The sequence below is a fragment of the Chroococcus sp. FPU101 genome, assembly GCF_017312365.1.
GTDB lineage: Bacteria > Cyanobacteriota > Cyanobacteriia > Cyanobacteriales > Microcystaceae > Chroococcus.
Map to the genome: position 1 here is coordinate 53,566 of NZ_BLJI01000021.1, position 24,904 is coordinate 78,469.

29 protein-coding genes, 2 tRNA genes and 2 pseudogenes are annotated in these 24,904 nt (G+C 38.9%); 7 read left to right on the forward strand and 26 right to left on the reverse strand.

The features are described from left to right. Positions 1–79: 79 nt before the first annotated feature. Both crtE and CFPU101_RS16830 read left to right on the forward strand, forming a co-directional pair. Positions 80–997, forward strand: a complete 918-nt coding sequence (gene crtE / locus CFPU101_RS16825; protein ID WP_206816496.1) for a geranylgeranyl diphosphate synthase CrtE — start codon at positions 80–82, stop codon at positions 995–997. 12 nt (positions 998–1,009) lie between these two features. After that, positions 1,010–1,465 carry a divergent PAP2 family protein gene (locus CFPU101_RS16830; RefSeq protein ID WP_206816497.1) on the forward strand — a complete coding sequence of 152 codons (456 nt, stop codon included), beginning with the start codon at positions 1,010–1,012 and terminating at the stop codon, positions 1,463–1,465. On the opposite strand, the gene CFPU101_RS16835 is transcribed toward CFPU101_RS16830, so the two are convergent. Continuing rightward, on the reverse strand, positions 1,462–1,923 hold the full coding sequence (locus CFPU101_RS16835) for a VOC family protein (RefSeq protein ID WP_206816498.1): 462 nt from the start codon (positions 1,921–1,923) through the stop codon (positions 1,462–1,464). The two genes, CFPU101_RS16830 and CFPU101_RS16835, sit on opposite strands and share 4 nt — an antisense overlap. Positions 1,924–2,204: 281 nt before the next feature. Here CFPU101_RS16835 and recA point away from each other — a divergent pair, with 281 nt between their 5' ends. Beyond that, a complete protein-coding gene (gene recA, locus CFPU101_RS16840; protein ID WP_206816499.1) occupies positions 2,205–3,278 on the forward strand; it encodes a recombinase RecA in 1,074 nt (357 codons plus the stop codon). Positions 3,279–3,301: 23 nt separating this feature from the next. Here recA and CFPU101_RS16845 read toward each other — a convergent pair whose 3' ends face one another. From CFPU101_RS16845 to CFPU101_RS16930, 19 genes and pseudogenes are all read right to left on the reverse strand, one after another. Continuing rightward, entirely contained in the window at positions 3,302–3,604 is a 303-nt protein-coding gene (locus tag CFPU101_RS16845; protein ID WP_206816500.1) for a hypothetical protein, read from the reverse strand. Next, a complete protein-coding gene (locus CFPU101_RS16850; RefSeq protein ID WP_206816501.1) occupies positions 3,604–4,197 on the reverse strand; it encodes a DUF3177 family protein in 594 nt (197 codons plus the stop codon). Before CFPU101_RS16850 ends, CFPU101_RS16845 begins: the two co-directional genes overlap by 1 nt. Positions 4,198–4,301: 104 nt before the next feature. Next, positions 4,302–4,526, reverse strand: coding sequence for a Calvin cycle protein CP12 (locus tag CFPU101_RS16855; protein WP_206816502.1), 225 nt, complete (start codon positions 4,524–4,526; stop codon positions 4,302–4,304). 373 nt (positions 4,527–4,899) lie between these two features. Further along, positions 4,900–5,535: an LON peptidase substrate-binding domain-containing protein gene (locus CFPU101_RS16860; protein ID WP_206816503.1), complete on the reverse strand. Its 636-nt coding sequence runs from the start codon at positions 5,533–5,535 to the stop codon at positions 4,900–4,902. Positions 5,536–5,687: 152 nt separating this feature from the next. Then, a complete protein-coding gene (gene psbM, locus CFPU101_RS16865) occupies positions 5,688–5,798 on the reverse strand; it encodes a photosystem II reaction center protein PsbM (protein WP_106457128.1) in 111 nt (36 codons plus the stop codon). Positions 5,799–5,883: 85 nt separating this feature from the next. Beyond that, positions 5,884–6,180: a 2Fe-2S iron-sulfur cluster-binding protein gene (locus CFPU101_RS16870; protein WP_206816504.1), complete on the reverse strand. Its 297-nt coding sequence runs from the start codon at positions 6,178–6,180 to the stop codon at positions 5,884–5,886. 145 nt (positions 6,181–6,325) lie between these two features. Continuing rightward, positions 6,326–7,990, reverse strand: a complete 1,665-nt coding sequence (locus tag CFPU101_RS16875) for a TolC family protein (RefSeq protein WP_242578048.1) — start codon at positions 7,988–7,990, stop codon at positions 6,326–6,328. Between the two features lie 114 nt (positions 7,991–8,104). Continuing rightward, positions 8,105–9,670 (reverse strand): gamma-glutamyltransferase, encoded by a 1,566-nt coding sequence (gene ggt / locus CFPU101_RS16880; protein WP_206816506.1) that lies wholly within the window; start codon positions 9,668–9,670, stop codon positions 8,105–8,107. Positions 9,671–9,682: 12 nt separating this feature from the next. Beyond that, positions 9,683–10,078 (reverse strand): annotated as a pseudogene (locus CFPU101_RS16885) (Uma2 family endonuclease); the annotation flags it as partial. 15 nt (positions 10,079–10,093) lie between these two features. Further along, positions 10,094–10,255: a hypothetical protein gene (locus tag CFPU101_RS26185; protein ID WP_307730458.1), complete on the reverse strand. Its 162-nt coding sequence runs from the start codon at positions 10,253–10,255 to the stop codon at positions 10,094–10,096. 16 nt (positions 10,256–10,271) lie between these two features. Beyond that, on the reverse strand, positions 10,272–11,177 hold the full coding sequence (locus tag CFPU101_RS16890; protein ID WP_206816507.1) for a phosphorylase: 906 nt from the start codon (positions 11,175–11,177) through the stop codon (positions 10,272–10,274). Between the two features lie 307 nt (positions 11,178–11,484). Continuing rightward, positions 11,485–11,721 (reverse strand): hypothetical protein, encoded by a 237-nt coding sequence (locus tag CFPU101_RS16895; protein ID WP_206816508.1) that lies wholly within the window; start codon positions 11,719–11,721, stop codon positions 11,485–11,487. Continuing rightward, positions 11,694–12,539 (reverse strand): phycobilisome rod-core linker polypeptide, encoded by an 846-nt coding sequence (locus CFPU101_RS16900; RefSeq protein ID WP_206816509.1) that lies wholly within the window; start codon positions 12,537–12,539, stop codon positions 11,694–11,696. Before CFPU101_RS16900 ends, CFPU101_RS16895 begins: the two co-directional genes overlap by 28 nt. 40 nt (positions 12,540–12,579) lie before the next feature. Continuing rightward, a complete protein-coding gene (locus tag CFPU101_RS16905; RefSeq protein WP_106457152.1) occupies positions 12,580–12,885 on the reverse strand; it encodes a CpeR family transcriptional regulator in 306 nt (101 codons plus the stop codon). 55 nt (positions 12,886–12,940) lie between these two features. After that, complete coding sequence (locus CFPU101_RS16910) at positions 12,941–13,534, reverse strand: chromophore lyase CpcT/CpeT (RefSeq protein WP_206816510.1); 594 nt, start codon at positions 13,532–13,534, stop codon at positions 12,941–12,943. A 31-nt stretch (positions 13,535–13,565) separates the two neighbouring features. Continuing rightward, on the reverse strand, positions 13,566–14,093 hold the full coding sequence (locus tag CFPU101_RS16915) for a phycobiliprotein lyase (protein WP_206816511.1): 528 nt from the start codon (positions 14,091–14,093) through the stop codon (positions 13,566–13,568). A 213-nt stretch (positions 14,094–14,306) separates the two neighbouring features. Further along, the gene (locus tag CFPU101_RS16920; protein WP_206816512.1) at positions 14,307–15,074 is read right to left on the reverse strand and encodes a phycobilisome rod-core linker polypeptide; all 768 of its coding nucleotides are present in this window, start codon (positions 15,072–15,074) and stop codon (positions 14,307–14,309) included. A 116-nt stretch (positions 15,075–15,190) separates the two neighbouring features. Next, positions 15,191–15,955: a phycobilisome rod-core linker polypeptide gene (locus CFPU101_RS16925; RefSeq protein WP_206816513.1), complete on the reverse strand. Its 765-nt coding sequence runs from the start codon at positions 15,953–15,955 to the stop codon at positions 15,191–15,193. Positions 15,956–16,050: 95 nt separating this feature from the next. Then, a complete protein-coding gene (locus tag CFPU101_RS16930; RefSeq protein WP_206816514.1) occupies positions 16,051–16,929 on the reverse strand; it encodes a phycobilisome linker polypeptide in 879 nt (292 codons plus the stop codon). Positions 16,930–17,409: 480 nt separating this feature from the next. Between CFPU101_RS16930 and CFPU101_RS16935 the strand changes: the two genes are divergently transcribed. Further along, entirely contained in the window at positions 17,410–18,234 is an 825-nt protein-coding gene (locus CFPU101_RS16935; RefSeq protein WP_206816515.1) for a lysophospholipid acyltransferase family protein, read from the forward strand. Here CFPU101_RS16935 and CFPU101_RS16940 read toward each other — a convergent pair. From CFPU101_RS16940 to CFPU101_RS16960, 5 genes are read right to left on the reverse strand one after another with little or no spacing between them, the layout of a single operon-like run. After that, positions 18,231–19,304, reverse strand: a complete 1,074-nt coding sequence (locus tag CFPU101_RS16940) for a sulfate/molybdate ABC transporter ATP-binding protein (protein WP_206816516.1) — start codon at positions 19,302–19,304, stop codon at positions 18,231–18,233. The genes CFPU101_RS16935 and CFPU101_RS16940 overlap by 4 nt on opposite strands. 14 nt (positions 19,305–19,318) lie before the next feature. After that, a complete protein-coding gene (gene cysW / locus CFPU101_RS16945) occupies positions 19,319–20,128 on the reverse strand; it encodes a sulfate ABC transporter permease subunit CysW (RefSeq protein WP_206816517.1) in 810 nt (269 codons plus the stop codon). Continuing rightward, on the reverse strand, positions 20,118–20,978 hold the full coding sequence (gene cysT / locus CFPU101_RS16950) for a sulfate ABC transporter permease subunit CysT (protein ID WP_206816518.1): 861 nt from the start codon (positions 20,976–20,978) through the stop codon (positions 20,118–20,120). The genes cysW and cysT overlap by 11 nt, the downstream gene beginning before the upstream one ends. A gap of 18 nt (positions 20,979–20,996) precedes the next feature. Beyond that, entirely contained in the window at positions 20,997–21,326 is a 330-nt protein-coding gene (locus tag CFPU101_RS16955; RefSeq protein ID WP_242578050.1) for an NIL domain-containing protein, read from the reverse strand. 20 nt (positions 21,327–21,346) lie between these two features. Next, a complete protein-coding gene (locus CFPU101_RS16960) occupies positions 21,347–22,417 on the reverse strand; it encodes a sulfate ABC transporter substrate-binding protein (protein WP_206816519.1) in 1,071 nt (356 codons plus the stop codon). Positions 22,418–22,596: 179 nt separating this feature from the next. Between CFPU101_RS16960 and CFPU101_RS16965 the strand changes: the two genes are divergently transcribed. The 3 genes from CFPU101_RS16965 to CFPU101_RS16975 all read left to right on the forward strand — a co-directional run bounded on the left by CFPU101_RS16965 (position 22,597) and on the right by CFPU101_RS16975 (position 23,626). Beyond that, positions 22,597–23,391 carry a Crp/Fnr family transcriptional regulator gene (locus CFPU101_RS16965; RefSeq protein WP_206816523.1) on the forward strand — a complete coding sequence of 265 codons (795 nt, stop codon included), beginning with the start codon at positions 22,597–22,599 and terminating at the stop codon, positions 23,389–23,391. 66 nt (positions 23,392–23,457) lie between these two features. Beyond that, a tRNA-Tyr gene (locus CFPU101_RS16970) sits at positions 23,458–23,542 on the forward strand. Positions 23,543–23,554: 12 nt separating this feature from the next. Continuing rightward, positions 23,555–23,626: transfer RNA gene (locus tag CFPU101_RS16975), tRNA-Thr, on the forward strand. A 953-nt stretch (positions 23,627–24,579) separates the two neighbouring features. On the opposite strand, the pseudogene CFPU101_RS16980 reads toward CFPU101_RS16975, so the two are convergent. Next, a pseudogene (locus CFPU101_RS16980) lies at positions 24,580–24,904 on the reverse strand (hypothetical protein); the annotation flags it as partial.

Below are 24,904 nucleotides of genomic sequence, written 5' to 3' on the forward strand. Positions count from 1 at the left end.
AAAAAAATTTCGGTTTAAATTCTTTTACCCTTAGACAGTAAAATTAAGAGAGCAGTCGGTTGGTCAAACACGATTAGACATGGTTACATTAGGCGAACAAGCAGTTATTTCTCAATTTAATCTGACTTCTTATCTCAAAGAACGTCAAAAAGTCGTAGAAGAGGCTTTAGAACAGTCTCTCCCCATTATTAGACCCGAAAAAATTTATGAATCAATGCGCTATTCTCTGTTAGCCGGAGGAAAGCGACTTAGACCGATTCTATGTTTGACAACCTGCGAACTAATGAATGGAACGCTTGAAATGGCGATGCCTACTGCTTGCGCCTTAGAAATGATTCATACGATGTCGTTGATTCATGATGATTTACCCGCGATGGATAATGATGATTATCGTCGCGGAAAGTTAACCAATCACAAGGTTTATGGCGAAGATATAGCGATCCTAGCGGGTGATGGTCTACTCGCCTATGCGTTTGAATTTGTGGCGACTCAAACTCGTAATGTGGCCCCACAAAAGATTATTGAAGTGATTGCTCGTTTAGGGCGTACTGTAGGCGCGGCGGGATTAGTCGGGGGTCAAGTCTTGGATTTAGAATCAGAAGGGAGAGACGATATTACAAGCGATACCCTGACGTTTATCCATACTCATAAAACGGGGGCTTTGTTAGAAACTTCAGTGGTTGCGGGCGCAATTTTAGCAGGTGCAAGTGAAGAGGATATACAACGTTTATCCCGTTATGCTAAAAATATAGGTCTAGCGTTTCAAATTGTCGATGATATTTTAGATATTACGGCGACCCAAGAAGAATTAGGCAAAACGGCAGGAAAAGATCTACAAGCTCAAAAAGCTACCTATCCAAGTCTCTGGGGCATTGAAGAATCTAGAAAACAAGCTCAAGCATTAGTGGATGATGCGATCGCACAATTAGCGGCTTATGGGGAAAAAGCTGAACCTCTACGAGCCATTGCTACTTATATCGTGACTCGTAAGCACTAAGCGCTAAACACTATGCAGGAGTTTGATCAAATTTTTAATAATCACATTTTAATTGTCTCGATCGCAGCTTGTTTATTTGCCCAGTTCCTAAAGCTAATTATTGAGTTAGTTCGTCATCGAAAAGTCAATCTTCGGTATTTGGTGACAACGGGGGGTATGCCTAGCGCACACTCGGCTTTAGTCAGTTCTTTGGCGACAGGAGTTGGTCTAAAGGAGGGTTGGGATAGTCCAATATTTGCGATCGCTTGTCTATTTGCTGTGATTGTGATGTATGATGCGGCGGGTGTTCGTCAAGCGGCGGGAAAACAAGCCCGTATTCTCAATCAAATTCTAGATGGCTTCTTTCAAGACGGCAAGGAAGTTAACGAAGAACGTTTAAAAGAATTGTTGGGACATACTCCTTTTCAAGTCCTCGTCGGGTTAGCTTTAGGGGTTGGTTTTTCTCTAGTCGCCGCCCCTGCACTTTAAATCGGATCGCAGCGAATTTCGAGTAAGAAACCATCTGGATCATAAAAGTAAATTCCTCGACCTGTGGGACGTGTCACGGGGCCATGATCGATCATTACGTTCTGATTTTTTAAGACTTCTACTGCTTGATCAAATAAATTGGGATCGATATCAAATGCTAAATGATTAGCCCGTGTAAATTGTTGTTGTGGATCAAGATCAGGTGGAGATAATTCGGGTTCCCAAAATAAATCAAGTATGATGCCATCGGGAGTCGCAAAATTAGTGACTTTTCCTTGTTCTACTAACTGTTTTAAGGTGGTTGGAATTTCTTCACCTGTCAATTCATGAAGTCCTAAGATTTGACTATAGAAATAGCGCGAAGCATCCATATTTTTGACATTTAAAGCGATATGATGAACACTTCTTAAATAGCCATCTTTTAAACCAATCGTTTCAGAAAAAAGACTAACGGTCATCGATTTAACTCGTGTTTACTTTCAAGTTTGTCTATATTCTATTTTGACGAACTTTAAGCGTAAAAACACCTAAAATTCTCTCCTCATACAATTAAGTTTTATTACAATTTTTGCTTAAATCCTTGATTTAAGGTAGGGCTAAAAAATCTTTGTATAATTAATAAAGAAATTATTATATTGCTATGCAGTACGCCCCTAGCAAGACAAAAAAAAGCTACAATAAATAAATACCTCTGTACTATTATCTTAGTAACCTCCTAAAGACTGAGTGAGACAAATAAATGGCTGCAATTACCAATAATCCCGATAAAGACAAAGCTTTAAACTTGGTATTAAATCAGATTGAGCGTAGTTTTGGCAAAGGCTCGATCATGCGTCTCGGAGATGCGACACGAATGCGGGTGGAAACCATTCCTAGCGGTGCGCTAACTCTGGATGTAGCGTTAGGAGGTGGATTACCCAAAGGACGAATTATCGAAATTTATGGGCCAGAAAGTGCGGGAAAAACAACACTAGCCCTTCATGCGATCGCCGAAGTGCAAAAAGCGGGTGGAGTTGCTGCGTTTGTTGATGCAGAACACGCCCTTGATGCAGCTTATGCGGCTGTTTTAGGAGTCGATATCAACAACCTATTAGTAGCCCAACCCGATACGGGAGAAGCAGGATTAGAAATCGTCGATCAATTGGTGCGTTCTGCTGCGGTGGATATGGTTGTGATTGACTCCGTAGCGGCTTTAGTCCCCAGAGCCGAAATTGAAGGCGAAATGGGCGATAATCAAGTGGGCTTACAAGCTCGACTGATGAGTAAAGCCTTAAGAAAAATTGCAGGTAATATCGGTAAGTCGGGTAGTGTCGTAATTTTCCTTAACCAGCTACGGCAAAAAATTGGCGTGACTTATGGAAACCCAGAAGTAACAACAGGTGGTAACGCTCTTAAATTCTATGCCTCAGTGCGTTTAGATATTCGTCGGGCGCAAACCCTTAAAAAAGGAAGTGAAGGCGAGTATGGAATTCGGGCTAAGGTCAAAGTCGCTAAAAATAAAGTCGCGCCACCTTTTAGAATTGCTGAGTTTGACATCATTTTTGGTACAGGTATTTCTCAGATGGGTTGCACGCTAGATTTAGCGGAACAAACCAATATCATTATCCGTAAAGGGGCATGGTATAACTATAACGGTGAAAATATTTCCCAGGGTCGCGATAATGCCGTGAAATATTTAGAAGAACGTCCCGAAGTCGCTGCCGAAGTTGAAAAATTAGTCCGCGAAAAACTCGAAATAGGTTCGATTCCCTTTCCGACTGCGAGTGAAGAAGACGACACCGATGATTTTAATGAACTTGATTTAGAAGATTAATTCATCATTGAGGGGCTTGGTCATCAAGCCCGAAAAATCCCTAATTCTTCTAATAAAGGTTCCATTTCTTCAAGAGTTAACCCTTGTTGAATATAATTCGGTTGATTGGGATTATAGGGACTTTTGAGCCGATCAATCCTAGTAATCACGGCTTGCTCACTAATAACGGGAATATCTGGATCGGGGTTAGTGGGTTGCATCAAAGAACTAGAAAAACCTTTAAAGATAGCAATTTCATCGGTTTCGCCCTCATTTTCAATCGTCACGAGTAAAACTTCTTGCGGGCGTTTAATGGTATAAGCTTCGAGTCGTTTACCAATCATCATTATTGTTCTAGGGCGGAACGTCCTTGTTTACCGAGACGGAAAAAGAGAAAATAAGCCAAATAAAGAACATAAAAAACTAGACCCACGATGCCAAAAAAGCCTAGTACACCTGGGGCTAAATTAGGGTGCATCCATGCTTTGTACTGCCAAGGGGCTTCTAACCATACTTCACAAAACGGCTGTTTAATAGCACCTTCAGTCAAGACACAGGAGTAAAAGGGAAGAATGGCGATCGCACCAATAAGTGTATAAATCGTGACTGCCCATCGCCAAGCGGTAAAAGATAATTTAAGTAAGCTTTGGGGTAAATCTTTAATTTCATCATTGAGATCGACCCAAAACCACAACGCGATCGCAATTAAAATTCTAGCTGCGAAACTGGTGATAAATGCGATCGGCCAAGATGCAATCATTAAATATACCGTAATCATTAATAAACTGGCGACACGCCAATAAATAATGAGCAAACGCTGTATTGACTCAACTTTTTGCAATAATGCCCAGATTAAAAAAATAATTGGCAAAATTACAGTAAATATCACAGCTAGGCGATAGTCTGTCCAGACTAAAGGTCTAAACCAAATGTCTTGCATTGAGATTCGAGAGATCCATACCACAAAAAACAGAAAGCCTTCTATTAAAGAAGACTTACTGTTCTATTGTAAGTGACAAAGGTTAGCTTTATGAAGCTAAAGGATTAGTCTTCATAAAGACGGCATTCGGCCGCTTCAGGATTATCATCACAGTATTTTTCAAAAGAGTTTTTGACTGGATGCTCTTGCCGTTGATGGGCGGCTTCAGCCTGTAATTCTTCTACAACGTCGTAAGCGGCGGCACAATCAGCCGATTCAGTCCCTTCTGTATTACAGACGGCTCTAGCGTTAGCTAATTCCTCTTGAATTTTTTCTTGAATATCGCTCATGATTCCTCAAACTAAATTAGATAATGATCTTTAATCTTAGCGTTGCTGTGAAAGTTAATTCAGTCGTTTTTTTCCACTTTAGTCAGATGAGAGTTTTGACGTGAGTGCGTGAGAGTGTTTAGCAATATTATATCAAATCTAGTCTTGCTTCAATATTAAGACTCATGAGAATGCTACTTTGAAAATCTGTTACAAATATGACAAATCTTATTAAAAAATGAGCAACAATTTAACTTCAATAGACTGATCATTCCTTTTAGTGAGCCTAATCTTTGTTGACAATTCGTAATTTCCCATCTTAAAACCTTAAATAAAAATAAAGTATTTTTTTTAGATTAAGCTGTGTTATTTTCACTAAGAAACGCGAACGAAATTAAGCTAAAGCATCTTTTAAAGCGGTTCTAGCGGCTAAATGATTACGAGTTGAGGTTAAAATTTCAATTTCGCGTTTTAGACGTTCGGATGTATCTTGCATTTCTAATAAAGCTTGTTGTTCTGTCGCCACTCCATATAAATTACCAGCAACCCAATAGGATAGTTCTGTAGGAAGACTCGGTAAGTCGTCTGGAAGCTCAATTTTTTGCTCGGTTAATTTGGCTGATAAATGTACCACATCTCGCAATAGCTGATCGACATTTTTGGCGATTGGTCTTAGATCTCTGTTGGAAGGTTGATCTTCAATCCATTCAACCAAACCAACACGATAAGGCTTGTCACGAGTATATTCTAGGACGCGAAAACGTTGCTGACCCATTGTTAAAATTTTCATGCGATCATCAGGTAGTCTTTGAAACCTCAGGATTTCGGCACAGCAACCAACTTTAGCAATACTACCTTCAGTCGGATCAACCATCAACACTCCAAAGCGGCGATCCTCTTCTAAGATGGTATTCATCAAAATGCGGTAGCGAAACTCGAAGATGTGGAGAGGAAGGGGGCGACCTGGAAATAGAACAACTTCGGGGAGAGGAAATAACGGAAGTTCTCTTACAGCGATGGAAGATGTCATAGAACTGATTTGAAAAGCTTTTAGCGTTTATTAATACTTTAACGGATTTTTAAGAGTTCGTGGGCAAGAAAAAGAATCGAAAAAAAAGCGGGGTTAACCAAAGATATCGGTTTCCCCTAGTAAAATGATATTTTCAGTAATATCGAATGATTTTAACCTTCTCTTTGATCTCTGTTGGTTTGAATATAGAGAATGAGTAAGAAAACGGTAGGTACTAAAACAAATAAAATGGTGGCAATGAATCCAAGATCGTTGACTTGCATTTTTGTTCCCCTCGAAATAATTATAAACAACCATGTCTTAGAATATCATTACATAGGCAATCGGCTAAAGACCAACTATCACCAATTAAGGTTTAGTTTTAACACTAATTGGCCCATTAACCAAAGCTTGACAAGCTAAACGGTATGTTGCGGGTTTTTTCCGTAAGACTCGTTTTTCAAAAGGGGTTTTTGGGGATAAATTTTCAATCCCTTCGACAATTTCTACGACACAAGTTCCGCATTGACCATAACCCCCGCAGTTCATCAGTTTTCCTTTTAGGGTATAGATGTCAATTCCGTTTTGGATCGCTTTTTCGCGTAAATTAGCCCCATCTGCCGCTACGATGAACTTATCTTCCTTAACAAACGTGATATTAGACATATTGTCCCTTTACCCTAAATAGCGTTTAAGTAATATTAAAAAATATTAAATTTTTATTACATTGTATCACTTAGGTGTATGAAGTTTGGGGATCAATTTTAAATTTGGGCTTGGTGGTCAAGCCCCAACCTACAGTTATTGTTGACTAGCGTAATTCAAATAAACGACCATCAGGCCAATTACTGACGGCACGTTGTAATTCATTAAGTGAGATATTATAGTCAACGATCGCTTGTAAATATCGACTTCTGGCATCGGTTAAATCTCGTTGGGAGTTGATGACATCGGTTTGGGTTCCGACACCTGCCTGGAAGCGCAAACGAGCTAATCTCAAGCTTTCTGTTGCCGATTCTACACTTAAAGCCGCCGTTGAGATATTTTCTTGGTTTGCCACACTAGAATAGTATGCTTGTTCTACTTCAAGACGAACTTGATTTCGCAGTCTAGCAAATTCGTTATTAGCTATATCTTTCTGGCGATCAAATTGTCTGACTCGGGCAAAGGCTCTACCGCCATCAAAAAAATTCCATCTCGCTGTTGCGACAAAACTATATCCATCAACAACACTAATTTCATCGTCGAAATTATCAGCATATTCATAGTTAGCGGATAAATCAACCTTGGGTTTAATATCAGCTAGAACAATTTTTCGATCCTGTTCAGCAAGATCCCGTGCAACAAGTTGTTGTTCTAATTCGGATCGGTTTTTGTAAGCTAGTACAATACTTTCTTCAAGGGTCAGGGGCCAGTTTCCCGCTTCTTCAATAGGATCGGCTGCTGTTACATCCACTTTTTGCCCTAAGCTTAAGAGATTAACTAAAGTCCGTCTAGCAATCCGTTGGTTAGAAATATTAGTCGTTAAATCTTGATTTGCACGGGCTACATCTACTTCCGCTTGTAGCACCGAAAAACGAGTACCAAGTCCAGCTTGTTCTAAGAGTTGAGCATCCCGTAAACTTTGGGTCGCATCTTCAATAGCCGCTTGTGCGATCGCTACTTCGGCATCGCTTCGTTGTAAATCATAATATGCTCTTGTTGCTTGGAAACGAACTTGTTCAGAATTTTGCTCAACTACTAATTTTTGACGTTGAATTTCTTGTTCAGCGCGTTGAATTTGAGCAGATCTCTCTCCACCTGTATAAAGGTTATAGGTTAAACCTAATTGTCCAGTTGCATTAGTACTTTCTTTATTCGATAAACTTTGACGTAATTGCTGCTCGGTGACATCATTAACAGGATTTGAATCACTATTCAAGCGGTCAATTCGTCTCCTCGTATTTAAATTTTGTTGAGCGAGGCCAGTCGAAGAATCCCGAGAAAAATTAAATTGTGCGTTTAGTGCTGGATAATATCTAGCTCTTTGTTCCGCTAGTTGTGCTTGACGTTGCTCAAGTTGTAGCCTGGCCGTTTGTAGCTCTTTATTATTTCTTAAAGCTAATTCAACAACTTGATTTAAACTAAGAGGCTGAACGGTGTTAATATCAACTTCACTAGGTGCAGTGGGAAAAATAAGCGGATTACCACTCGGATTTAGGAAATTTGGTGCAGGAGCGTTTTCGTTAACTCGCTTTTTCTGAGTGGATAATGGTAATAAATCCTCAGCCTGTGCTGGATCGGGATTTGCTGGTGTTGGTGGTGTTGTTTGAGCAATCTTTTCTTTTTTCGCTTTCATTTCTGACACAGCAGGAACAACATTTAGGGATTCTTCTTGAGTATCTTGTGGTGTAGGTAATGAAGTTTGAGCAGTAACTTGTTGTTCAACCATGAGCAATAAAGCTAGGCCGACTCCGACAGTTGTTAATTGACGCATAACTAGCATTGGTTTATTATTGTGAATTCTGTATTGAAATATAAAGTTGTGATCGGAGTGAGGAGGTAAAGTAGTGGCACTACTTACCCAATATATACGTTTTTTTATCTAATCTTACTCATAAAAATTGTTGATCAGTGCTACTCCTTTACGTCTGAAGTCTCCTGCACCTGTCATTTTTCCAGTCTTGGTTATTCCCACTGCATGAACTCCTCCAAAAAACATATTGTGTGCTTCCCAAAGAGCAATTTTAGCAGATGAAGCAAGATGTAAGTGATTAAGATCAAATTCTTGCTCAGAAGAAGGCTCGATATTTAAAATATTATTTTCCCAGTGGATTCGAGAATGATTGACTGCTACATCTAAGGAAAATTGAAAATCTAATAAGTTTGAAATAACTTGTAAAATTGCTGTTCTAATTCGATTGGCTCCACCTGAGCCTAAAACAAATTTTGGTTGACTGTCTTGTAAAATTAAAGTAGGAGACATCATCGAAGATATTCTTTGATTACACGTCCACTGATGAAAGCCTAATGGATTTAGATCTGCTTCTCCTAACATATTATTTAACATGATTCCAGTTCCAGGAATAACGTAAGATGAGCCTTCGCCATTGGATGTCGTCACGCTTGCTGCATTGCCGTCTTCATCGATCGCGCTAATATGAGTGGTACTCCCCCATTTATTGACCCCGCTTAATTCTTGATGATAGTCTTGTAGAAATTCAGTAGATAGAAAAAGCTCGGTAATATTATTTTGATATAAATTGCTATTATATTTTTTGTTTCTTGCGTGATTGGTTAATTCCATCACTCTGATTAAAATTTTTAAATGTTGTATACTGCCAAATTGAACAGAAGTTAAATCAATTTGGTCTAAGAGTTTTAAAGCAAAAGCAATTAAAATACCACCTGAACTAGGTGGCGGATTTGTTAAAAGTTCATAATTTCTGTAACTAATTTTGAGTGGCTTTCGTTCGATAACTCGATAAGTACTTAAATCATCTTGCGTCAAATAACCGCCTCTTGATAAATCTTGGAGCATTTGAGCCGTAATGTCACCTTTATAAAAGGAATCTAAACCATTTTTTGAGAGTTCTCTTAAGCTCTGAGCTAAATCTTTGTTATAACAGATTTCACCTTGTTTTAATAAGCTTCCGTGTGGAGCATAAATTTTACGACTCTCAGGATAAGCTAAAAGAATAGGTTCTAGTAAACGATAGCTAAATTCATTAAAATCGGTCATAACAAAGCCATTTTCTGCATAATCAATTGCAGGTTCAGCAATAACACTAAACGGCAAAGTTCCTAATTTTTTATGAATTTGAAAAAGTCCTAAAACATTGCCTGGAACAGCGATCGATCCTAGCCCAATATGAAATTCTTGAACTGCACCCCCAAAATTAACATCAATTGGATAAAAATCGATTTGGTCTAATGACTTTTTTTGTAAAGGTGTTTGACTAAAAAAATCAAATAAAATATTTTCTTTTTCTTTGGTATGAGCTAATAAAAAACCACCACCACCCACCGCCGTTAAAGTAGATTCAACAACAAATGAAGCTAACATCGCCGCAAGTGTAGCATCAAAAGCATTGCCTCCTAATTCAAAAATAATTTGTCCTGCTTCTGCGGTTTTTGGGTGTCCTGCTGCAATTGCACCTCGTGTTTTTTTACCCATTCTAAATCCTTTTTAAAGAAAAAATTGTTGTATCTGACAAGGAAATTCGGCTAAAAGAGGAGAAGTTAAAACATCATTTTCTTCTAGGGTAGCCATCAGTTTTAATTGTGCTTGATCTCGACGATATACTTCAACTGTTTTTAAAAGATAGTTAACGATCCAATATTCTTGAACTCCTTGATTTGAATATAATTTAAACTTGGCTTCTTTATCTCTCATCACGTTTTTAGTCCCAGGTGATAGTACCTCTACAATTAATTCTGGCACACCCGTTAAATGTCCTGCATCATCTAATAAAATAGCTAATCGCTCATGGCTAATCCAAATGACATCAGGAATCACGCTATCAACTTCGGAAAAAATAATACCAGGTGTTAGAAAAGCTTTACCCGTTCCTACTGTTTTTGACCAATTTTGTAAAGATCAATATACATTTCCACTGGCATCTTGATGTTTAATGTGAGGGGATCTGGTCACAAATAATTCTCCATCAATAAGTTCATATTTTTTATCGTCATTATCACCCGCTAGAGCTTCTAGATCGGATAACGTAAATTTAATGATTTCGGTTTTAGTTTGAAGCATATCTATTATTCCTTTTTTATTTCAGTTTAGCGACATTTTTCAGTAAATTTAAAGGTCTAATTTCTTTTAACAGTTGCAATTGTTCAGCATTACGAACTAATAAGGCACCCGCAAAACCGACGGAGTTCACACCAATTGATAAAAAACTATCTCTATTGCGTAGAATAATCATCATCCAATCTCGTGTAATTAATAAATTATAGTCTCCTGTTTGTTTGCGACCATTAATTTCATATTGAACCGTTTTTAAAAGTTTATAGTAAATTTCTAAAAGAGTTGGTGCAAATTTTACAGGAGATTGTATCCAATTAGGTTGTAAAGGTACGATCGCATGAATAAACTCAAAACTTGGAATTATTCCAATCTGATCCGAATTATACTGAACTGTTGGGATCACTGAATCAATCGGTAGACGAATCTCAGTCAGAAAAGGAAATGGAATTAACTGTAAATGCTTATGCGGTTGACTCGAACCTGCAAGAACACCACCGTTATAAAAACCTAAGCCATCGATTTGTGCTAAACAAACTCCCAAAGCACTAAAATCGGATTGTGTTAACCAGTCGTTTTGAGCTTCATATTCCCGCGTCACAATCAATAAATGATGATCAACAACATTAAATTTATTCAATAAACATAAATGAGTGTCAGAAATATTGCTAACAAATAGATTTTCATCGTAGGGTAAAAAGGGATTAAACGGCTTCCCATCTGTTTTGACTTTTTTGACCTCGGCTTGCTTTGCTGCATCTTTACGAGCTAAATTCTTGACAATCCGAACCAAAAAAAGAATCCCTGTATCTTCTATAATTTCGTATTCAGTAAGAATCGGTTGTAATGCACCACATAAGAAGGCGTGTTGGGTTTGAGATCTGACTTTATGCCACAGGGTATCGGGTTCTAGAATGAGGGTTTCGGACATAGATTTAGAGATTTGTGGAAATTATCTGTTGTATGGGTTGATTTAAAGAACATTAATAGTGTCAGGGATTAAAATCCCTACCTCACAGCTTAAGACGGTTGAAACCGACTTCATCTGTATCAGTTTCAGTCCATTTTAATGAGGGGCTGACTGTGACTTGCGTGCGCAGCTTAAACGCCCCCTTGGATTTAGGCTATGAGACAGTGAATTCATTCACTGGTGGTATAAATATACTGTCACATGAACAATTACAAAAAAGACGCGATCGTCTCGCGCCTCTATAATAAATATGATTTCAGTTTATTTCCTAAAAACTACGACTACGCCATTTATTGAGTTTAGCTTCTCCAATGGTGGCAAATCTTCGAGAGTCGGCAATTTTGGTTTCTAATTCTGTAATCAGCTTAGACTGTTCTTCAATGGCTTTTTCATAGTCAAGGGAGGTTTCAGGGTTTTGGAAAGAACCCGATAATGAACTACTACTAGAAGTTGAAGCACTACCTGAGTTCCATTGACTTAACCCACTTTCACCAATACTTGCCAATGAACTGAGTTCAGATAACTGAGATTGTAGTTTTTTGATTTGTTCCGCTTGTTGGCTATATTTACGTTGTAATTCTGGATAATTAACGGTTTGTTGGGTATAGCTTGGCAGACTGGAGGTTGGTGTTTTGGGTTTAAGACTTCAGATAGGAGCTTCTGAATATCCGTCAAACCGCCATAAGTTGATACACCAGAAGGAGGCGTTACATTACTAGGACGATTAGTTAATAAAGATTGATTGAGACGAGAAAAGTTACCTAATGATAAGTTTTTATCGCTACTAGATGCACCACGATGTAATTGAAACAGATGAGTAAAACCTGTTAAATTACGTCCTATTTGTGTTTTATAGCCTCGGTAATAAGGGACAATATCTTCTCCGTAAGCATCTTGATATTCATCACTATCGAGATAAGAATCGATTTCTGCTTCATAGCCGCCTTGATCTAAAATTTGACTATGTTGTTGCATTTCTTCGTAACTTTCGGGTGCACGTCCTAACAAGTGTTTAAAGTTTAATTCAATGGCACGATAGCGAGAACAGGGTTCAAAAAAACGAGAACGATATAAGTCAGATAGTGCAACTTGTCTGACGAATTCTCTAACGGTAATTTCGTTATTTTTCAAACGAGATTCTGGAATACTTAAACGCTCACTTTCCATAACATAAGCATTTCCCAAAACTTGACGATAAACAGCTTGAATCAGTTCATCAATTTCAACACCGGGTAAAAGTTGTATGGGTTTGGTGTCTTCATATAAGTTAACGCCTAATTCTGAAGCATTACCGAGTCTGGGTGAAGTAAATTTAGTAGTCATTGAAATACCCTCCTTTGATAAAGATTAAAATGTACTCTTTTTAAACAGTGTCATCAAATTTAGTTTGAAAACTACCATATTTGAACCAATATTGCTTTAATTCGTGATGGGGTGTATGTAAACTGGCTTTTGCTTGATAGAGTAATACTTGTCGATGATTTCCCATCCAAATTCGTTTAGTTGGTTCCACTGAAATTAAAGTACCACCTAAACTAATAACACATTCTTCAAATCGTTCTATAGCCGAATATTCTACTGATTCAAAAATGAAGAAATTTCCTGAGCAAATCAGATGGCGACTTCGTATCCAAGCCTGCATTTTTTTACGGGCTACAGGAGGTAACATAACAACTGGTAATTCTGAAACACTCATGAATCGTCTAACTGATAATTTAAGTAAATTACGGAAGTTCTTGAGCAAAACTAGCGCGTTTTGTAAACTTTAATGGGCCAACCGCAGATCCCCAAATCTGTTCATTTGTATTAATATCAATTCCTCGATCTAAACTAACCCATGTTGTTTCTGTAATTTCCACTTCACTAATGAGGTAAGTTTGACGACCATTTCTAGGAATTAAACATTGTTTTCCTTCCACTTCTCCTCTAAAAGAATTACCATTTTTTTTGAAAATCATAGAACAGTTACACCGTTTTTGAATGTTTTCTGGGGTAATTGTTTTTAGAATGTCTAAGTTATGTCCTGCACCCGCATAGCGATACCCATCTTTTAATCCATAATTTTCTACATAAATTTGATCTCCTTGAGCGATTAGTTGATGAATTCCCTGACGATAAGGATTCCAAATATCATAATCATATGACTGCTCTGAATAAAATCCTATGGCATTAAAAAACTCAAAGGGTAAGGGACGAAAAAAAATTCGGATATGAGCAAAGTTTTTCGGATCTTCATAAGCTTGTTGTTGATTACTAAAGTCTCCAGCCATTAATTGAGCCAGAGAAATTAATAAGTTAGTATTATCATTTGAAATCATATTTAAAATATTTAACTTAGCTCAATAAAGATTAAGATAACCCTCGAATTTCTGAAGAAAAAGAAGCAGTAACAACACCACTACCACTACTGGTTTTGATTAGAGAAACTCGAAAACGAATGTTAGGAGAAGCAAACCAAATTTTTTCTTCGGCTGTAGCTCTATCATACTCTGTTGTTAGAACAAATGTACCATCCTCTGTAAAATAATAATGACCGACCGAGGGAATCGTTTCGGCATATCCTTGATCTCTTAACAATCGCCCTTTAGATGGATTATCTAAATCAGGAACAGGTATTAAGATAGTTGAACCTTTCAAGACTTCTTGTTCATCCCAGTCTGATTCACCCTCCCAACTCATCGCAAAAGGATGAGTAATCATTTCAGGAGCAATTTGATAGGATTGACATAATTGAAGGACTTCTAAATCATTTTTCTCTAGCGGTTTTATGTCGATCTCTGAAGTAATTTCTTCAAAGTGACGAAAGGCTAAATGGTGTGCGCTACGTTGCGACCTCCAATGACCTAAAGACATTTCTACAAATTTAGTAATATCCATCACAAAACCCTTAAAGTTAAACAATTAGTATGAGTAAAGTTAGATAAATTTAGATAAAATTTTGAGATAGATAAAACACGTTAATTTAAAAACAATTAGTGTTTATTTAGCTTTAATCATTGGGTAATAAAGCCCCTACACATTGACAAAATATTTTGATAATTGTAGGGGATAATTGCTAAATCTTAAATTTGTTTTGACACTAATCAATGATTAATTAACTTCGGTAATACTCAGAATTTTCCCGCCTGAACGTTGTACATTTTGGATTTTTTGGGATAATTGAGCATAACCAATTTTAACGGTTGTGTTTTTGGTTCGTGCATTCGGTAATCCTGAATTAAGAATCGTTAAACGGAACCGCTTATTAGTGTTACTATAAGTTGAACCTTTACCCGAAGAACTGAGCTTAATTTTTTGTGGTATATTAGCAGCCACAGTATCAATTAATTGCGCTTCTTTACTTTTATCACTGGTTGCATAACCACCTAATAAAGAAAGGGTACGATTATATACAACATTTTTGATTCCTGTTTGAGAACGAATACTGCGAGGATAGGGTACGGTATTGTTCCCAAAATTGTCGGCATATTCGGCACTATCAATATAAGAATCGATGTCTACTTCGTATCCTTGTTCGTTATAGGTTTGAACGTGTTGAGAAATTTCAGCTTGATCTAACGGCGCACGTCCTAAAAGATGTTTACAATTAAGTTCAATTGAACGATATGGAGATTTGTTATTAAAAAAGAGAGATTGATAAAGGTCTGATTGAGCAATTCGTCTGACAAATTCTTTAACGGTAATATCACCATTTCTGAGCATTGATTCAGCACTGGTTAAGCGTTGGCTGTCCATAATATGAACATTGCCTAAAACTTGACGGTAAGCAGCACGAATCACCCCCTGAAGATCCTCTTCGGTTGCACCTACACGTAGTTCGATCGGACTATCAAGATAAGCAGCAGTTAATGTTGACACGATTTTTCTCCTACAATACGAGAGTGTGATTAATGATTTTTTGGCCTTGGGTGGGGTTAAGAAAAGGAAACCGATGAGATTTCCTTGGCTTTTTAACCCTACCTATTTCTTAAACATTAGATCTCAACGATTTCGGTAATCGTGCCGCCAGCGCGGTGAATTCGCTGAATTTGCGGGGTCATTCTCGCACCAGAGACGATATACTCGGTGACGCTGGTACGGCGAGGACTATCAAATTTAGAGCCTTTAACCACGATTTTGAACATTTTTTCCGTGGCATCTTTATAAGCACCGCGACGACCTCCAGTACTGGGTAAGCTAATCTTACTACCGCTATTGTTGGCGATCGCATCAACTAAACGGGCATCTTTAAAGGCACTATCAACACCTGCAAAACCTTGATACAAGTTTAAAGTACGATTGTAGCCGACTTGTTTGATACCGACTTGACTACTAGCACCATGATAGTAAGGAACAACGTTATCGCCGAAATTAGCTTGATATTCTTCGCTATCGATGTAGGAATCGATTTCAGCATCATAGCCTTCATTGACAATGATCTGGATATGCTTAGATAGTTCTGCTTGATTATCAGGCGCACGTCCTAAAAGATGCTTAAAGTTGAGTTCAACAAAACGATAGGGGGCGCAGGTTTCAAAATAGCGACGGCGATAAAAATCAGATTTCGCAACAGCCCGTACAAATTCCCGTACTGTTAAAGTTCCGTTACAAAGTTGGGATTCGGCGGTGGTTAACCGTTCGCTTTCCATGACATGGGGATTACCCAAAACTTGCTTATAAACGGCACGAATTACAGCAGCATAGTCTTCGGGACTGCTATTGGAACGGAGTTCTAAGGGACGATCTAAAACAACACTCATTTTTAAAATTTCTCCTACAACAGATTTGATGATTGATTAAAAACAGTGAACAGATTCCAGTTTAGAAAGCTGGTTACTGTTCACTATTTAATGGATTAACCGACGGGGGTAATACTGGCAATTACGCCACCCTGTTGATGAATCCGTTGATATTCTTGAGAGAGTTTATCGTAAGGAACGAGGAACACCTGGTTACTGCGACGATATTTGGAAATTTTGTTCACTTTACCAGGAGTACGATAGCCTGTCACCTCGATGCGGTAAACCTTGCCTTCTTCACTTGCACCCGAACCCAAACGAGTCCGAGAACTTCTGGTTGTATCAGAGAATGCCCAACCATCGCCCGAAGAACCACCCGAAGGAGGAATGATTGCAAGCGGAATTTCTTGAATAACATATTTATTCAGAACAGGGCTAGTTCCCGATAGGCTACCTTTTAGATCACTGCTAGAGGGCCCGCGCAACAGAGCAAACATATGCGTAAATTCCAGCATACTTTGACCTGGACGGGACTTATAGCCACGAAAATAGGGGACAATGTATTCGCCGAAAGCATTTTGATACTCATCGCTATCGATGTAAGAATCAATCTCTGCTTCATATCCCTGGGTATCTAAGATGGCACTATGAGCCTTCATCTCGTCGTATCCATCGGGCGCACGTCCTAAAAGATGTTTAAAGTTGAGTTCAATAAACCGATAGCGAGGACTGGTTTCAAAAAAGCGTGAACGATACAGATCTGATTTTGCAATAGCACGAACAAACTCACGAACGCTGAGTTCTCCCCGCTTAAACTGTGATTCTGGAACGGTTGCTCTTTCGCTTTCCATGACATAAGCATTACCTAAAACCTGTTTATAAACGGCATTGATAACGCTTGTGACTTCTTCTTCTGAACGTCCTGGTACCAGTTCAATTGGGGGTGTGTCTTCATATAGGCTGACACCTAACTGGGATGCGGGCCCAAAAGCCATTGAAAATCTCCTTAATCTAAGGTTGTAGGTATGGGATTCTTATTTTTGTGATAAAACTTAACAATCTTGAGTCTAAAAAGCCTCTTATCTCTTTTGACATCGATCGATTGTTAAAGTTTGGCTTAATCAAACTTTCTTAAACCTTGTACAAGCTTTAAACGAGTTGCCCAATTGCTCAAAACGCAGTAAAGTCAAGAATCCCCAGATCTGCTTTAACTTCCTACGCTTCGCTCAATAAGACATCCCCACCTGTACGCGCTTCTTTAAACAGAAAGATTCTCAGTCAGTTTAACTTATACTATGGTTATGGTCTGCAATAGCGTAAAGTTTTGTAACATAAGATCAGAAAAAGGATTTAAGCCTGTCTCTACCCTAAGAAATAATCCTTGATTTAGTTGACTTTGCTGGGATTTTGCTTGAGGATAGTGGTCTACAGCTTCTATTGCGTAATTGTTAATGATTCTTCGCTTTACTTTATAAATGACTTTAGATAGTAATTGGTTTTTGCAACAACGCGATCCATCTGTTATAAAATCATTCATGCCCGTTTGGGAATGGCTTTATCGATATTATTTCCGTGTCAAAACTGATGGTTGGCATCATATCCCCTCACAAGGACAAGTTTTGTTAGTCGGTTCTCATAATGGAGGGTTGGCTATTCCAGATATGAGTATGATGATGTATGATTGGTTTCGTCGTTTCGGTACTGATCGTCTGATTTATGGATTATCGCATCGGAGCGTCTGGACAAATCATCCTTATCCTTTTTTCACAAAATTAGCGATGCAGGTTGGGGCAATTCCTGCTACTCCGCGTATGGCTTTTGCTGCTCTAAAAAAAGGAAGCAGTCTTCTGGTTTATCCAGGTGGTGCTAAAGATTTATTTCGTCCCTACACCCAACGTCATCAAATTCATTTGGCAGGACAAAAAGGTTTTATTAAACTTGCCCTGCAACAAGAATTACCGATTATTCCCCTCATTTCTAAAGGCGCACATGATACCTTGATTATTTTGGGCGATCTTTCGGAATGGATCGAACCGTTTCGCACTTGGGGACTTTTGGGAATGTTTCCCGAAGGTTTAGAAGTATTTCCCGTCTATTTCGGTTTACCTTGGGGATTAGCGATCGGGCCTTTACCTAATATACCGTTTCCTGTCCAAATTCACACTCGCGTCTGTTCACCGATTACCTTTTCAAGATACGGCAAAGAAGCAGCACAAGATCGCGCTTATGTTGAATCATGTTACTGGCAAGTTGTCAATACCATGCAAGCGGAATTAGATCAATTGTTAGCCGAGCCTTAGCGGTTTACGACGACAGGTACGCTGTTATAAGCGTTACTTTTCGGGTCAATAAAATAACGAGCGTGACGGGGTTTAATATAAACCACTTGTCCAGATTCTATCGGTAACCGAGCAAACTTTTCTCGACTCATATTGGCTAAAATTTCACGCCCGTCGGGTAACTCTAATTCTACGAGAATTTCCCAACCAAGATGAATGATTCGTTTAACGATCGCTGGTTTAGCTTGAGCCTCATTTTCGGCATGAATTTCAAGATCGTGGGGTCTAATAAAGACTTGAGTATGCGAGGGAGGGACATTAGGGATAGACGTTGTATTTTTGACTGAACCATCTAAGAAACCAGCCGTACCAGGAAGAATATTAACTTCGCCGACAAACTCCATCACAAAAGATGTTGCGGGATGATCATAAACTTCTTGGGGTGAGCCAACTTGTTCGATTTTGCCTTGATTCATCACGACAATCTCATCAGCAACTTCCATCGCTTCTTCTTGATCGTGAGTTACGAAAACACTAGTGACATGGACTTCATCGTGTAAACGTCTTAACCAGCTACGCAGTTCTTTACGGACTTTGGCATCAAGCGCACCAAACGGTTCATCAAGCAGCAAAACTTGAGGTTCAATGGCTAAAGCACGTGCTAAAGCGACCCTTTGGCGTTGTCCTCCTGAGAGTTGGGAAGGGTAGCGATCGCCTAATCCTTGTAATTGAATAAGTCTTAGTAATTCTTCTACTTTATCTTTAATCTGTTTGGGTGAACGTTTGCGAATATCCAAACCAAAGGCAATATTTTGACGGACAGTCAGGTGTTTAAATAGAGCGTAATGCTGGAACACAAATCCGATATTACGTCTTCTAATATCCAAATGGGTCGTATCTTGCCCATTAATAATAATTCTACCCGTATCTGGTGGTTCGAGTCCTGCGATCGCTCTGAGTAATGTCGATTTTCCAGAACCAGAAGGCCCTAGTAAGGCGACTAATTTTCCATCGGGAACCGTTAAATTGATATCTACTAAAGCGTGATAGCTACCAAAATGTTTATTGACTTGATCAACGGTAATACTCATGATTAATACTCCTATTATCTTTCTGCTGTATGACGTTTGAAAGCGTCTTGTAAAACGAGGGTTACGGCGGCCAATAAGGCTAAAATTACGGCTGCACTAAAGGCGGCCTCAGTTTGATAGTTTTTATATGCTTGTTCCACGAAAATCGGTAAGGTTGCGGTACGGCCTAAGATACTGCCCGAAACAACGGAAACCGCACCAAATTCGCCCATCGCCCGCGCATTGGTTAGAAGAATACCATACAATAAACCCCAACGAACATTCGGCAAAACAACGCGCCAGAAGACTTGCCAGTCATTCGCTCCTAAAATTCGGGCTGCTTCTTCTTGTTCGGTACCAATTTCTTCTAATACGGGTAAAACCTCGCGTGCCACAAAGGGTAAGGTTACAAAAATTGTAGCGATGACCATCCCAGGTAGCGCAAAGATAATTTTAGTCCCTGTTGCTTCTAACCATCCTCCAAACCAACCATTGCGTCCATAGAGTAAAACAATCATTAACCCTGCCACAACTGGAGAAATGGAGAAGGGTAAATCGATGATACTCATCAGTAAGGCACGACCGCGAAATTGATGACGAGCTAAAAACCAAGCAATGACTAAACCAAAAAGGGTATTCAGTGGAATGGTAATCGCCGCAATAATTAGAGTTAGTTTAACGGCTTCAATAAAATCTCGATTTTGTATCGCACTCAAGAAAGCAGCAAAACCTTTGTGAAATGCTTCGTAGAAAACAGCGATCGCGGGGATAAATAGGACAAGACATAAATATAAAATAGCGATGGCAATTAAAATCATGGGTTGTGAGGATCGACTAGACTGCATAACGTCTTCCCCACTGTTGCAGAAGATTAATCACCAGAAGCATCACCAAAGAAACTATTAATAGAAAGGTTCCGATGACCGTTGCTCCTGCATAGTCATATTGTTCTAGTCTTTGGAAAATTAATACTGGTGCAATTAAATCTTTAAAGGGTATTCCAGAAGAAATAATCACAACTGAACCATATTCTCCAACTGCTCTAGCAAAACCCAGAGAAATTCCCGTTAAAATTGGTGGAATTAAAGGCGGTAAAACCACTCGCCAAAAGGTTTGATATTCGGTTGCACCCAATGACCAAGCCGCCTCTTCTACCTCGGTTTCCATTTCTTGTAAAACAGGTTGTAATGTTCTCACAATAAAGGGTAAAGAAATAAAAAGCATTGCGACAAATACACCCAAACGAGTGAAAGCAATTTTGATACCAAATGGGGCAAATAATTGACCAATCCAACCTTTTTCGCTGTACACGGTGGCGAGGACTAAACCTGCAACCGAAGTGGGTAAAGCGAAGGGTAAATCAACTAATGCGTCAATAATTTTTTTAAACGGGAAATCATAACGCACTAATACCCAGGCGACTAATGTACCTAAAACGCCGTTAATTGCTGCTGCAAAAAGTGCCGTGACAAAAGTAACGTTATAAGCAGAAAGAGCTACTGGACTGGTGGCAATTCGCCAAAATTCTGAAGGGCCTAAGGTTAGTGATTTAGTAATTAATGCCGCAGTGGGTAAGAACAGAATAATAATCAAATAGAAAATACTCAATAAAAACGGCCAATGAATATTTCTTTTTTTAACTTTTTTCAATTTTAATTTAGTAAATAATGACTGAGATTGTGTGATAGATTCCATAAATTTTTGTAGTACTCCTTACCAACCATCTGCTAAAGCATTTTCTTCGTGCCAAATCTCAACTTGAAGCTCGGTTAGATAGGTTAAAGCACTATCAATATCATTAGAATTTCCTTGAATTTTTAGATCAAACCAACCATCATTAGGTTTATTAGAACCTAATAAAGCTCCAACAATACTGACTTCAAGATTATAGTTAGAAATGAGTCGAGAAATTAATGGCTCTTGGGTGTATTCTTGAGGAATTCGGATTTTAATCCGTCGCTCAGTCTTGCGGTTTAATTCAGATTGATCTAACTCTAAATCTAAAAGATTGTTATTAACGTGTTTCCAGTCTGGTGAAACCATGATTTTAACCTCTATTAAAATTAAGATTTGTTGATTTTAGTGAGAATTTTGTCAAAAGTTGCATTATCTTCAAAGAATTCTTGTTGAATTTTGCCCCATCCTCCTAAATCCTTAACGGTAAATAAGTTTTTGACTGTCGGATATTGGCTGGCAAATTCTTTAGAAACTTCTGGATCGACAGGACGAAAGCCCACTTGGGCAAACTCTCTTTGCGCTTCGGGAGTGTATAGAAATTGGGTAAAAGCTTCGGCTACTTGACGAGTTCCATGTTTATCAACATTGGCATCAACAACGGTGACAGGATTATCAATCGAAATATTGTAATCAGTAGGGACAACATAGGGAACTTTTTCCCCTTTCTGCGCGGCTAAAAGGACTTCATTTTCATAGTTGATCAAAACATTACCTTGACCTTGTTTGTAGAAAACATCACTCGCCTCCCTAGCATCTTTGGGTAAAACTGGCGCGTTTGTTAAGACTTTTGTAATAAAATCGGTGGCTTGTTGTGGAGTACCACCTGCTTGTGTAACTGATCCCCATAAAGCTAGAAAATTCCATCTTGCACCCCCAGAGGTTTTGGGGTTAGCGGTGATTACTTTGATATCATCTCTTGCTAAGTCTGACCAACCTTTGACGTTTAATGTGCTATCTCGTTCGACGAGTGCCGCGACGGAACGATGCACGATCGAGTCATTGGGTAGTTCTTGTTCCCAACCTGGTTGAATGAGTCCTGCTTTTTCAATTTTTTTAGTGTCTAAAGCTAAGGCTAAAGCGACGACATCGGCTTCTAGTCCATCAATAACGGCGCGGGTTTGAGAACCAGATCCCCCATAACTCTGCTCGAAAACAACATCTTGTCCTGTTTTGGCTTTCCATTGTTCAACAAATTTCGGAATAATTTTTTCATAAGCACTTTGAGTCACCGCATAGGAAACGAGGGTTAATTTAACGGGTGCAGTAGAAGCGGTATTACTCGTACTTTGATTGGCTTGTGTGCTGGTTGATGTGTTGTTGGAACCACAGGATATTAACATTCCCCCCAATACAGAACCTATCAGTAACACACTGGCCATAGATGAGGGATTAGTCATATCTAGTTATCTCCTTTTGTGTTGTAAATGGTTTTTAAGTAGCTTATTTTACATTTGTGTTTTTATATTAATCTAACTTGATTTATTTTACAATACGTTTGCAATTCAAATTCGATTAAATCCCAATGATTAAAAAAGTTATGGGAAGATTGAAGAGAATACAGCATAATCTCATAACGATGGTCAAAGCGAGTAAAAAGCAAAAACCTAGCCCCATAGAGCAACTAATTCAGCACAGTTTTTTATTTAGAGAGCTAGAACTGACTTGGTTATCTCAATATTTGAGCGCAGATACCTTAAAAGTAGAAACACTTTTTTCTAATCGTCCTGTTTACACGGCTTTTTTGCCAAATGAAGATTTAGATGTGTTGTATGTCATCTTAAGCGAAGGCTTAGTGATCGTACGAAGTACACCGCTAGATCGGATTATTGCGATCGTATATACAGGAGGGTGTTTTGGTATGACTAGCTTACCCTTTAGTTATGGCTTGGCTAGTCGTGCTTTTCCTTGTCTAGTCGAGTCCTATAAAACGACTCATGTCATCAAAGTGCCTTTAGCTGCAATTCAGCAAATTTACTCTTCAAGTGAGGTTTTCCGAGAGCGTTATCGCTTGCTCTTTGAATTAGAACAAAAATTTCATTATCATTTACTCAACTGTAGTAGTTACCCCCCACAAGCCGTAGCCGCTTTACTAAGAGCCTTGATTTATCAAGAACGAGAACTGGGTAATCAACCAAATGCCTCTAATATATATAGTTTTGATTTACCCGTCGATGTCATTGCTCGTGCTTGTCAACTCAATCAACGCACTGTCGAACAGGTGTTAAAGGGAATGCAGCAAGTCGGTTTAATCGAGTCTAACAAAAGCAATGACTTATCAAACGATTTAATACAAGTTGTTGATCCAGATGGGTTAAAAGAGGTTTATAGTTCTACTCGTGATAAAGTTTCGTGGTGGCCATTACGTCAGTAAAAAAATTAGCAAGAATGCTTTGACTTTTTAAGCAGATGTGCTATGATTATTAATCGTGACATCAATGGGTCGATGCCCGAGTGGTTAATGGGGGTGGACTGTAAATCCACTGGCTACGCCTACGCTGGTTCAAATCCAGCTCGGCCCACCACAATTTATTTACGCCCGTGTAGCTCAGTGGTAGAGCACACCCTTGGTAAGGGTGAGGTCATGAGTTCAATCCTCATCACGGGCTTAGTGTTTGTACTGTACAGTAACATTTTATTTGTCATCGATAACAAATTATTGTCGCTGTAACAATTTAATTGTCGTTTAAGTCAACTTATAGGCTAAAAGAAAACCTAAAAAAGTGCAAGTCTTATATTACCAAGAGTGTGCTCCTTTCAATCCACCACATAAAATTTAATTTTCACTTTTCCAACTTACCTGAACTAGGATGGTCGTTGAAACACATTCGCAAAACCAGTTGTCTGTTTAAAGTCCCCTTTCAACCTACCCTGAACTGGGATGGTCGTTGAAACTTAAAAAAATCATCTAATAATCCCTTGAGTTTTTGCCTTTCAACCTACCCTGAACTGGGATGGTCGTTGAAACAACAAAAGCATTAGATCTAGACGCATTGATCAAAACCTTTCAACCCACCCTGAACTAGGATGGTCGTTGAAACCCCTAACTCTTAAACCCTTTAGTTAACAAAGGCTTGAAGAGTAGTTTGCGCCAAGCTCCACAAATATAATCATTTACTGCTCTAATTTGTCGAACTCGCTCATCCCAGAAAACGCTTAATCTAAGCTTTATAAACTTTCCAGGTTTTGCGCTGCTCTCTGAGAAAAATTTTACAGTAAGGGTGCGGCGCAAAATAGAAAAAATTAAGGTGGATTCCTCCTTGGTCGGAGGTGATTCAATAGCCATCACTGTGGTAAACCCACGTCACTTATTGCTGGGAGCGCACCTACCCCGTAAAATTGAAGTATTACTAAATATCTCAAGTTTACGAGTTAATCATCTCTACAGCTTTCGCCATAAAAATCAGCATCAGGATGGACAGCTACTAGGGTCAGAAAGCACACCTACCATCAGGTAAGTAAACTAGCCCTTACTTTTCGCAGTTCAGAGGTTGAATCAACATGACCTGCGGCGCGATTAATACCATCATACTATTTTATTCTCTTGTCAAGGTGCAAACTGTTACATATATGTAACAGAACGGGTTTGATAGACATTGATAGCTAACTCTCTAGCCTGATGCTGCGGACTTCCTCTAATTACTTGTTCTCCTTCTTCGATTACAATTCCTACTTTGCTGGCTTGTGCTTGAATACTCTCGATTAATCTGCCATAACTCCATTGGTGAACACTAACACGATACTGTTTAGCATATTTAGCTTGTGCTTCAAGACAATTCGGGATTTTTTGCTCGGCTCTTGCTTGAACTTCGGCTTGTACTGATTCTCGTATGTTCTTGAGTTTAGGAACAGCGATACTACCTGCTTGATTGGTGAGCGTCGCACAC

Bases quoted from the DNA above. Each gene is read 5' to 3' on its own strand.
- crtE (WP_206816496.1), top strand. From the start codon at position 80: ATGGTTACATTAGGCGAACAAGCAGTTATTTCTCAATTTAATCTGACT.
- CFPU101_RS16830 (WP_206816497.1), top strand. From the start codon at position 1,010: ATGCAGGAGTTTGATCAAATTTTTAATAATCACATTTTAATTGTCTCG.
- CFPU101_RS16835 (WP_206816498.1), bottom strand. From the start codon at position 1,923: ATGACCGTTAGTCTTTTTTCTGAAACGATTGGTTTAAAAGATGGCTAT.
- recA (WP_206816499.1), top strand. From the start codon at position 2,205: ATGGCTGCAATTACCAATAATCCCGATAAAGACAAAGCTTTAAACTTG.
- CFPU101_RS16845 (WP_206816500.1), bottom strand. From the start codon at position 3,604: ATGATGATTGGTAAACGACTCGAAGCTTATACCATTAAACGCCCGCAA.
- CFPU101_RS16850 (WP_206816501.1), bottom strand. From the start codon at position 4,197: ATGCAAGACATTTGGTTTAGACCTTTAGTCTGGACAGACTATCGCCTA.
- CFPU101_RS16855 (WP_206816502.1), bottom strand. From the start codon at position 4,526: ATGAGCGATATTCAAGAAAAAATTCAAGAGGAATTAGCTAACGCTAGA.
- CFPU101_RS16860 (WP_206816503.1), bottom strand. From the start codon at position 5,535: ATGACATCTTCCATCGCTGTAAGAGAACTTCCGTTATTTCCTCTCCCC.
- psbM (WP_106457128.1), bottom strand. From the start codon at position 5,798: ATGCAAGTCAACGATCTTGGATTCATTGCCACCATTTTATTTGTTTTA.
- CFPU101_RS16870 (WP_206816504.1), bottom strand. From the start codon at position 6,180: ATGTCTAATATCACGTTTGTTAAGGAAGATAAGTTCATCGTAGCGGCA.
- CFPU101_RS16875 (WP_242578048.1), bottom strand. From the start codon at position 7,990: ATGCGTCAATTAACAACTGTCGGAGTCGGCCTAGCTTTATTGCTCATG.
- ggt (WP_206816506.1), bottom strand. From the start codon at position 9,670: ATGGGTAAAAAAACACGAGGTGCAATTGCAGCAGGACACCCAAAAACC.
- CFPU101_RS26185 (WP_307730458.1), bottom strand. From the start codon at position 10,255: ATGCTTCAAACTAAAACCGAAATCATTAAATTTACGTTATCCGATCTA.
- CFPU101_RS16890 (WP_206816507.1), bottom strand. From the start codon at position 11,177: ATGTCCGAAACCCTCATTCTAGAACCCGATACCCTGTGGCATAAAGTC.
- CFPU101_RS16900 (WP_206816509.1), bottom strand. From the start codon at position 12,539: ATGACTACTAAATTTACTTCACCCAGACTCGGTAATGCTTCAGAATTA.
- CFPU101_RS16905 (WP_106457152.1), bottom strand. From the start codon at position 12,885: ATGTTACCTCCTGTAGCCCGTAAAAAAATGCAGGCTTGGATACGAAGT.
- CFPU101_RS16910 (WP_206816510.1), bottom strand. From the start codon at position 13,534: ATGATTTCAAATGATAATACTAACTTATTAATTTCTCTGGCTCAATTA.
- CFPU101_RS16915 (WP_206816511.1), bottom strand. From the start codon at position 14,093: ATGGATATTACTAAATTTGTAGAAATGTCTTTAGGTCATTGGAGGTCG.
- CFPU101_RS16925 (WP_206816513.1), bottom strand. From the start codon at position 15,955: ATGAGTGTTGTTTTAGATCGTCCCTTAGAACTCCGTTCCAATAGCAGT.
- CFPU101_RS16930 (WP_206816514.1), bottom strand. From the start codon at position 16,929: ATGGCTTTTGGGCCCGCATCCCAGTTAGGTGTCAGCCTATATGAAGAC.
- CFPU101_RS16935 (WP_206816515.1), top strand. From the start codon at position 17,410: ATGACTTTAGATAGTAATTGGTTTTTGCAACAACGCGATCCATCTGTT.
- CFPU101_RS16940 (WP_206816516.1), bottom strand. From the start codon at position 19,304: ATGAGTATTACCGTTGATCAAGTCAATAAACATTTTGGTAGCTATCAC.
- cysW (WP_206816517.1), bottom strand. From the start codon at position 20,128: ATGCAGTCTAGTCGATCCTCACAACCCATGATTTTAATTGCCATCGCT.
- cysT (WP_206816518.1), bottom strand. From the start codon at position 20,978: ATGGAATCTATCACACAATCTCAGTCATTATTTACTAAATTAAAATTG.
- CFPU101_RS16955 (WP_242578050.1), bottom strand. From the start codon at position 21,326: ATGGTTTCACCAGACTGGAAACACGTTAATAACAATCTTTTAGATTTA.
- CFPU101_RS16960 (WP_206816519.1), bottom strand. From the start codon at position 22,417: ATGACTAATCCCTCATCTATGGCCAGTGTGTTACTGATAGGTTCTGTA.
- CFPU101_RS16965 (WP_206816523.1), top strand. From the start codon at position 22,597: ATGGTCAAAGCGAGTAAAAAGCAAAAACCTAGCCCCATAGAGCAACTA.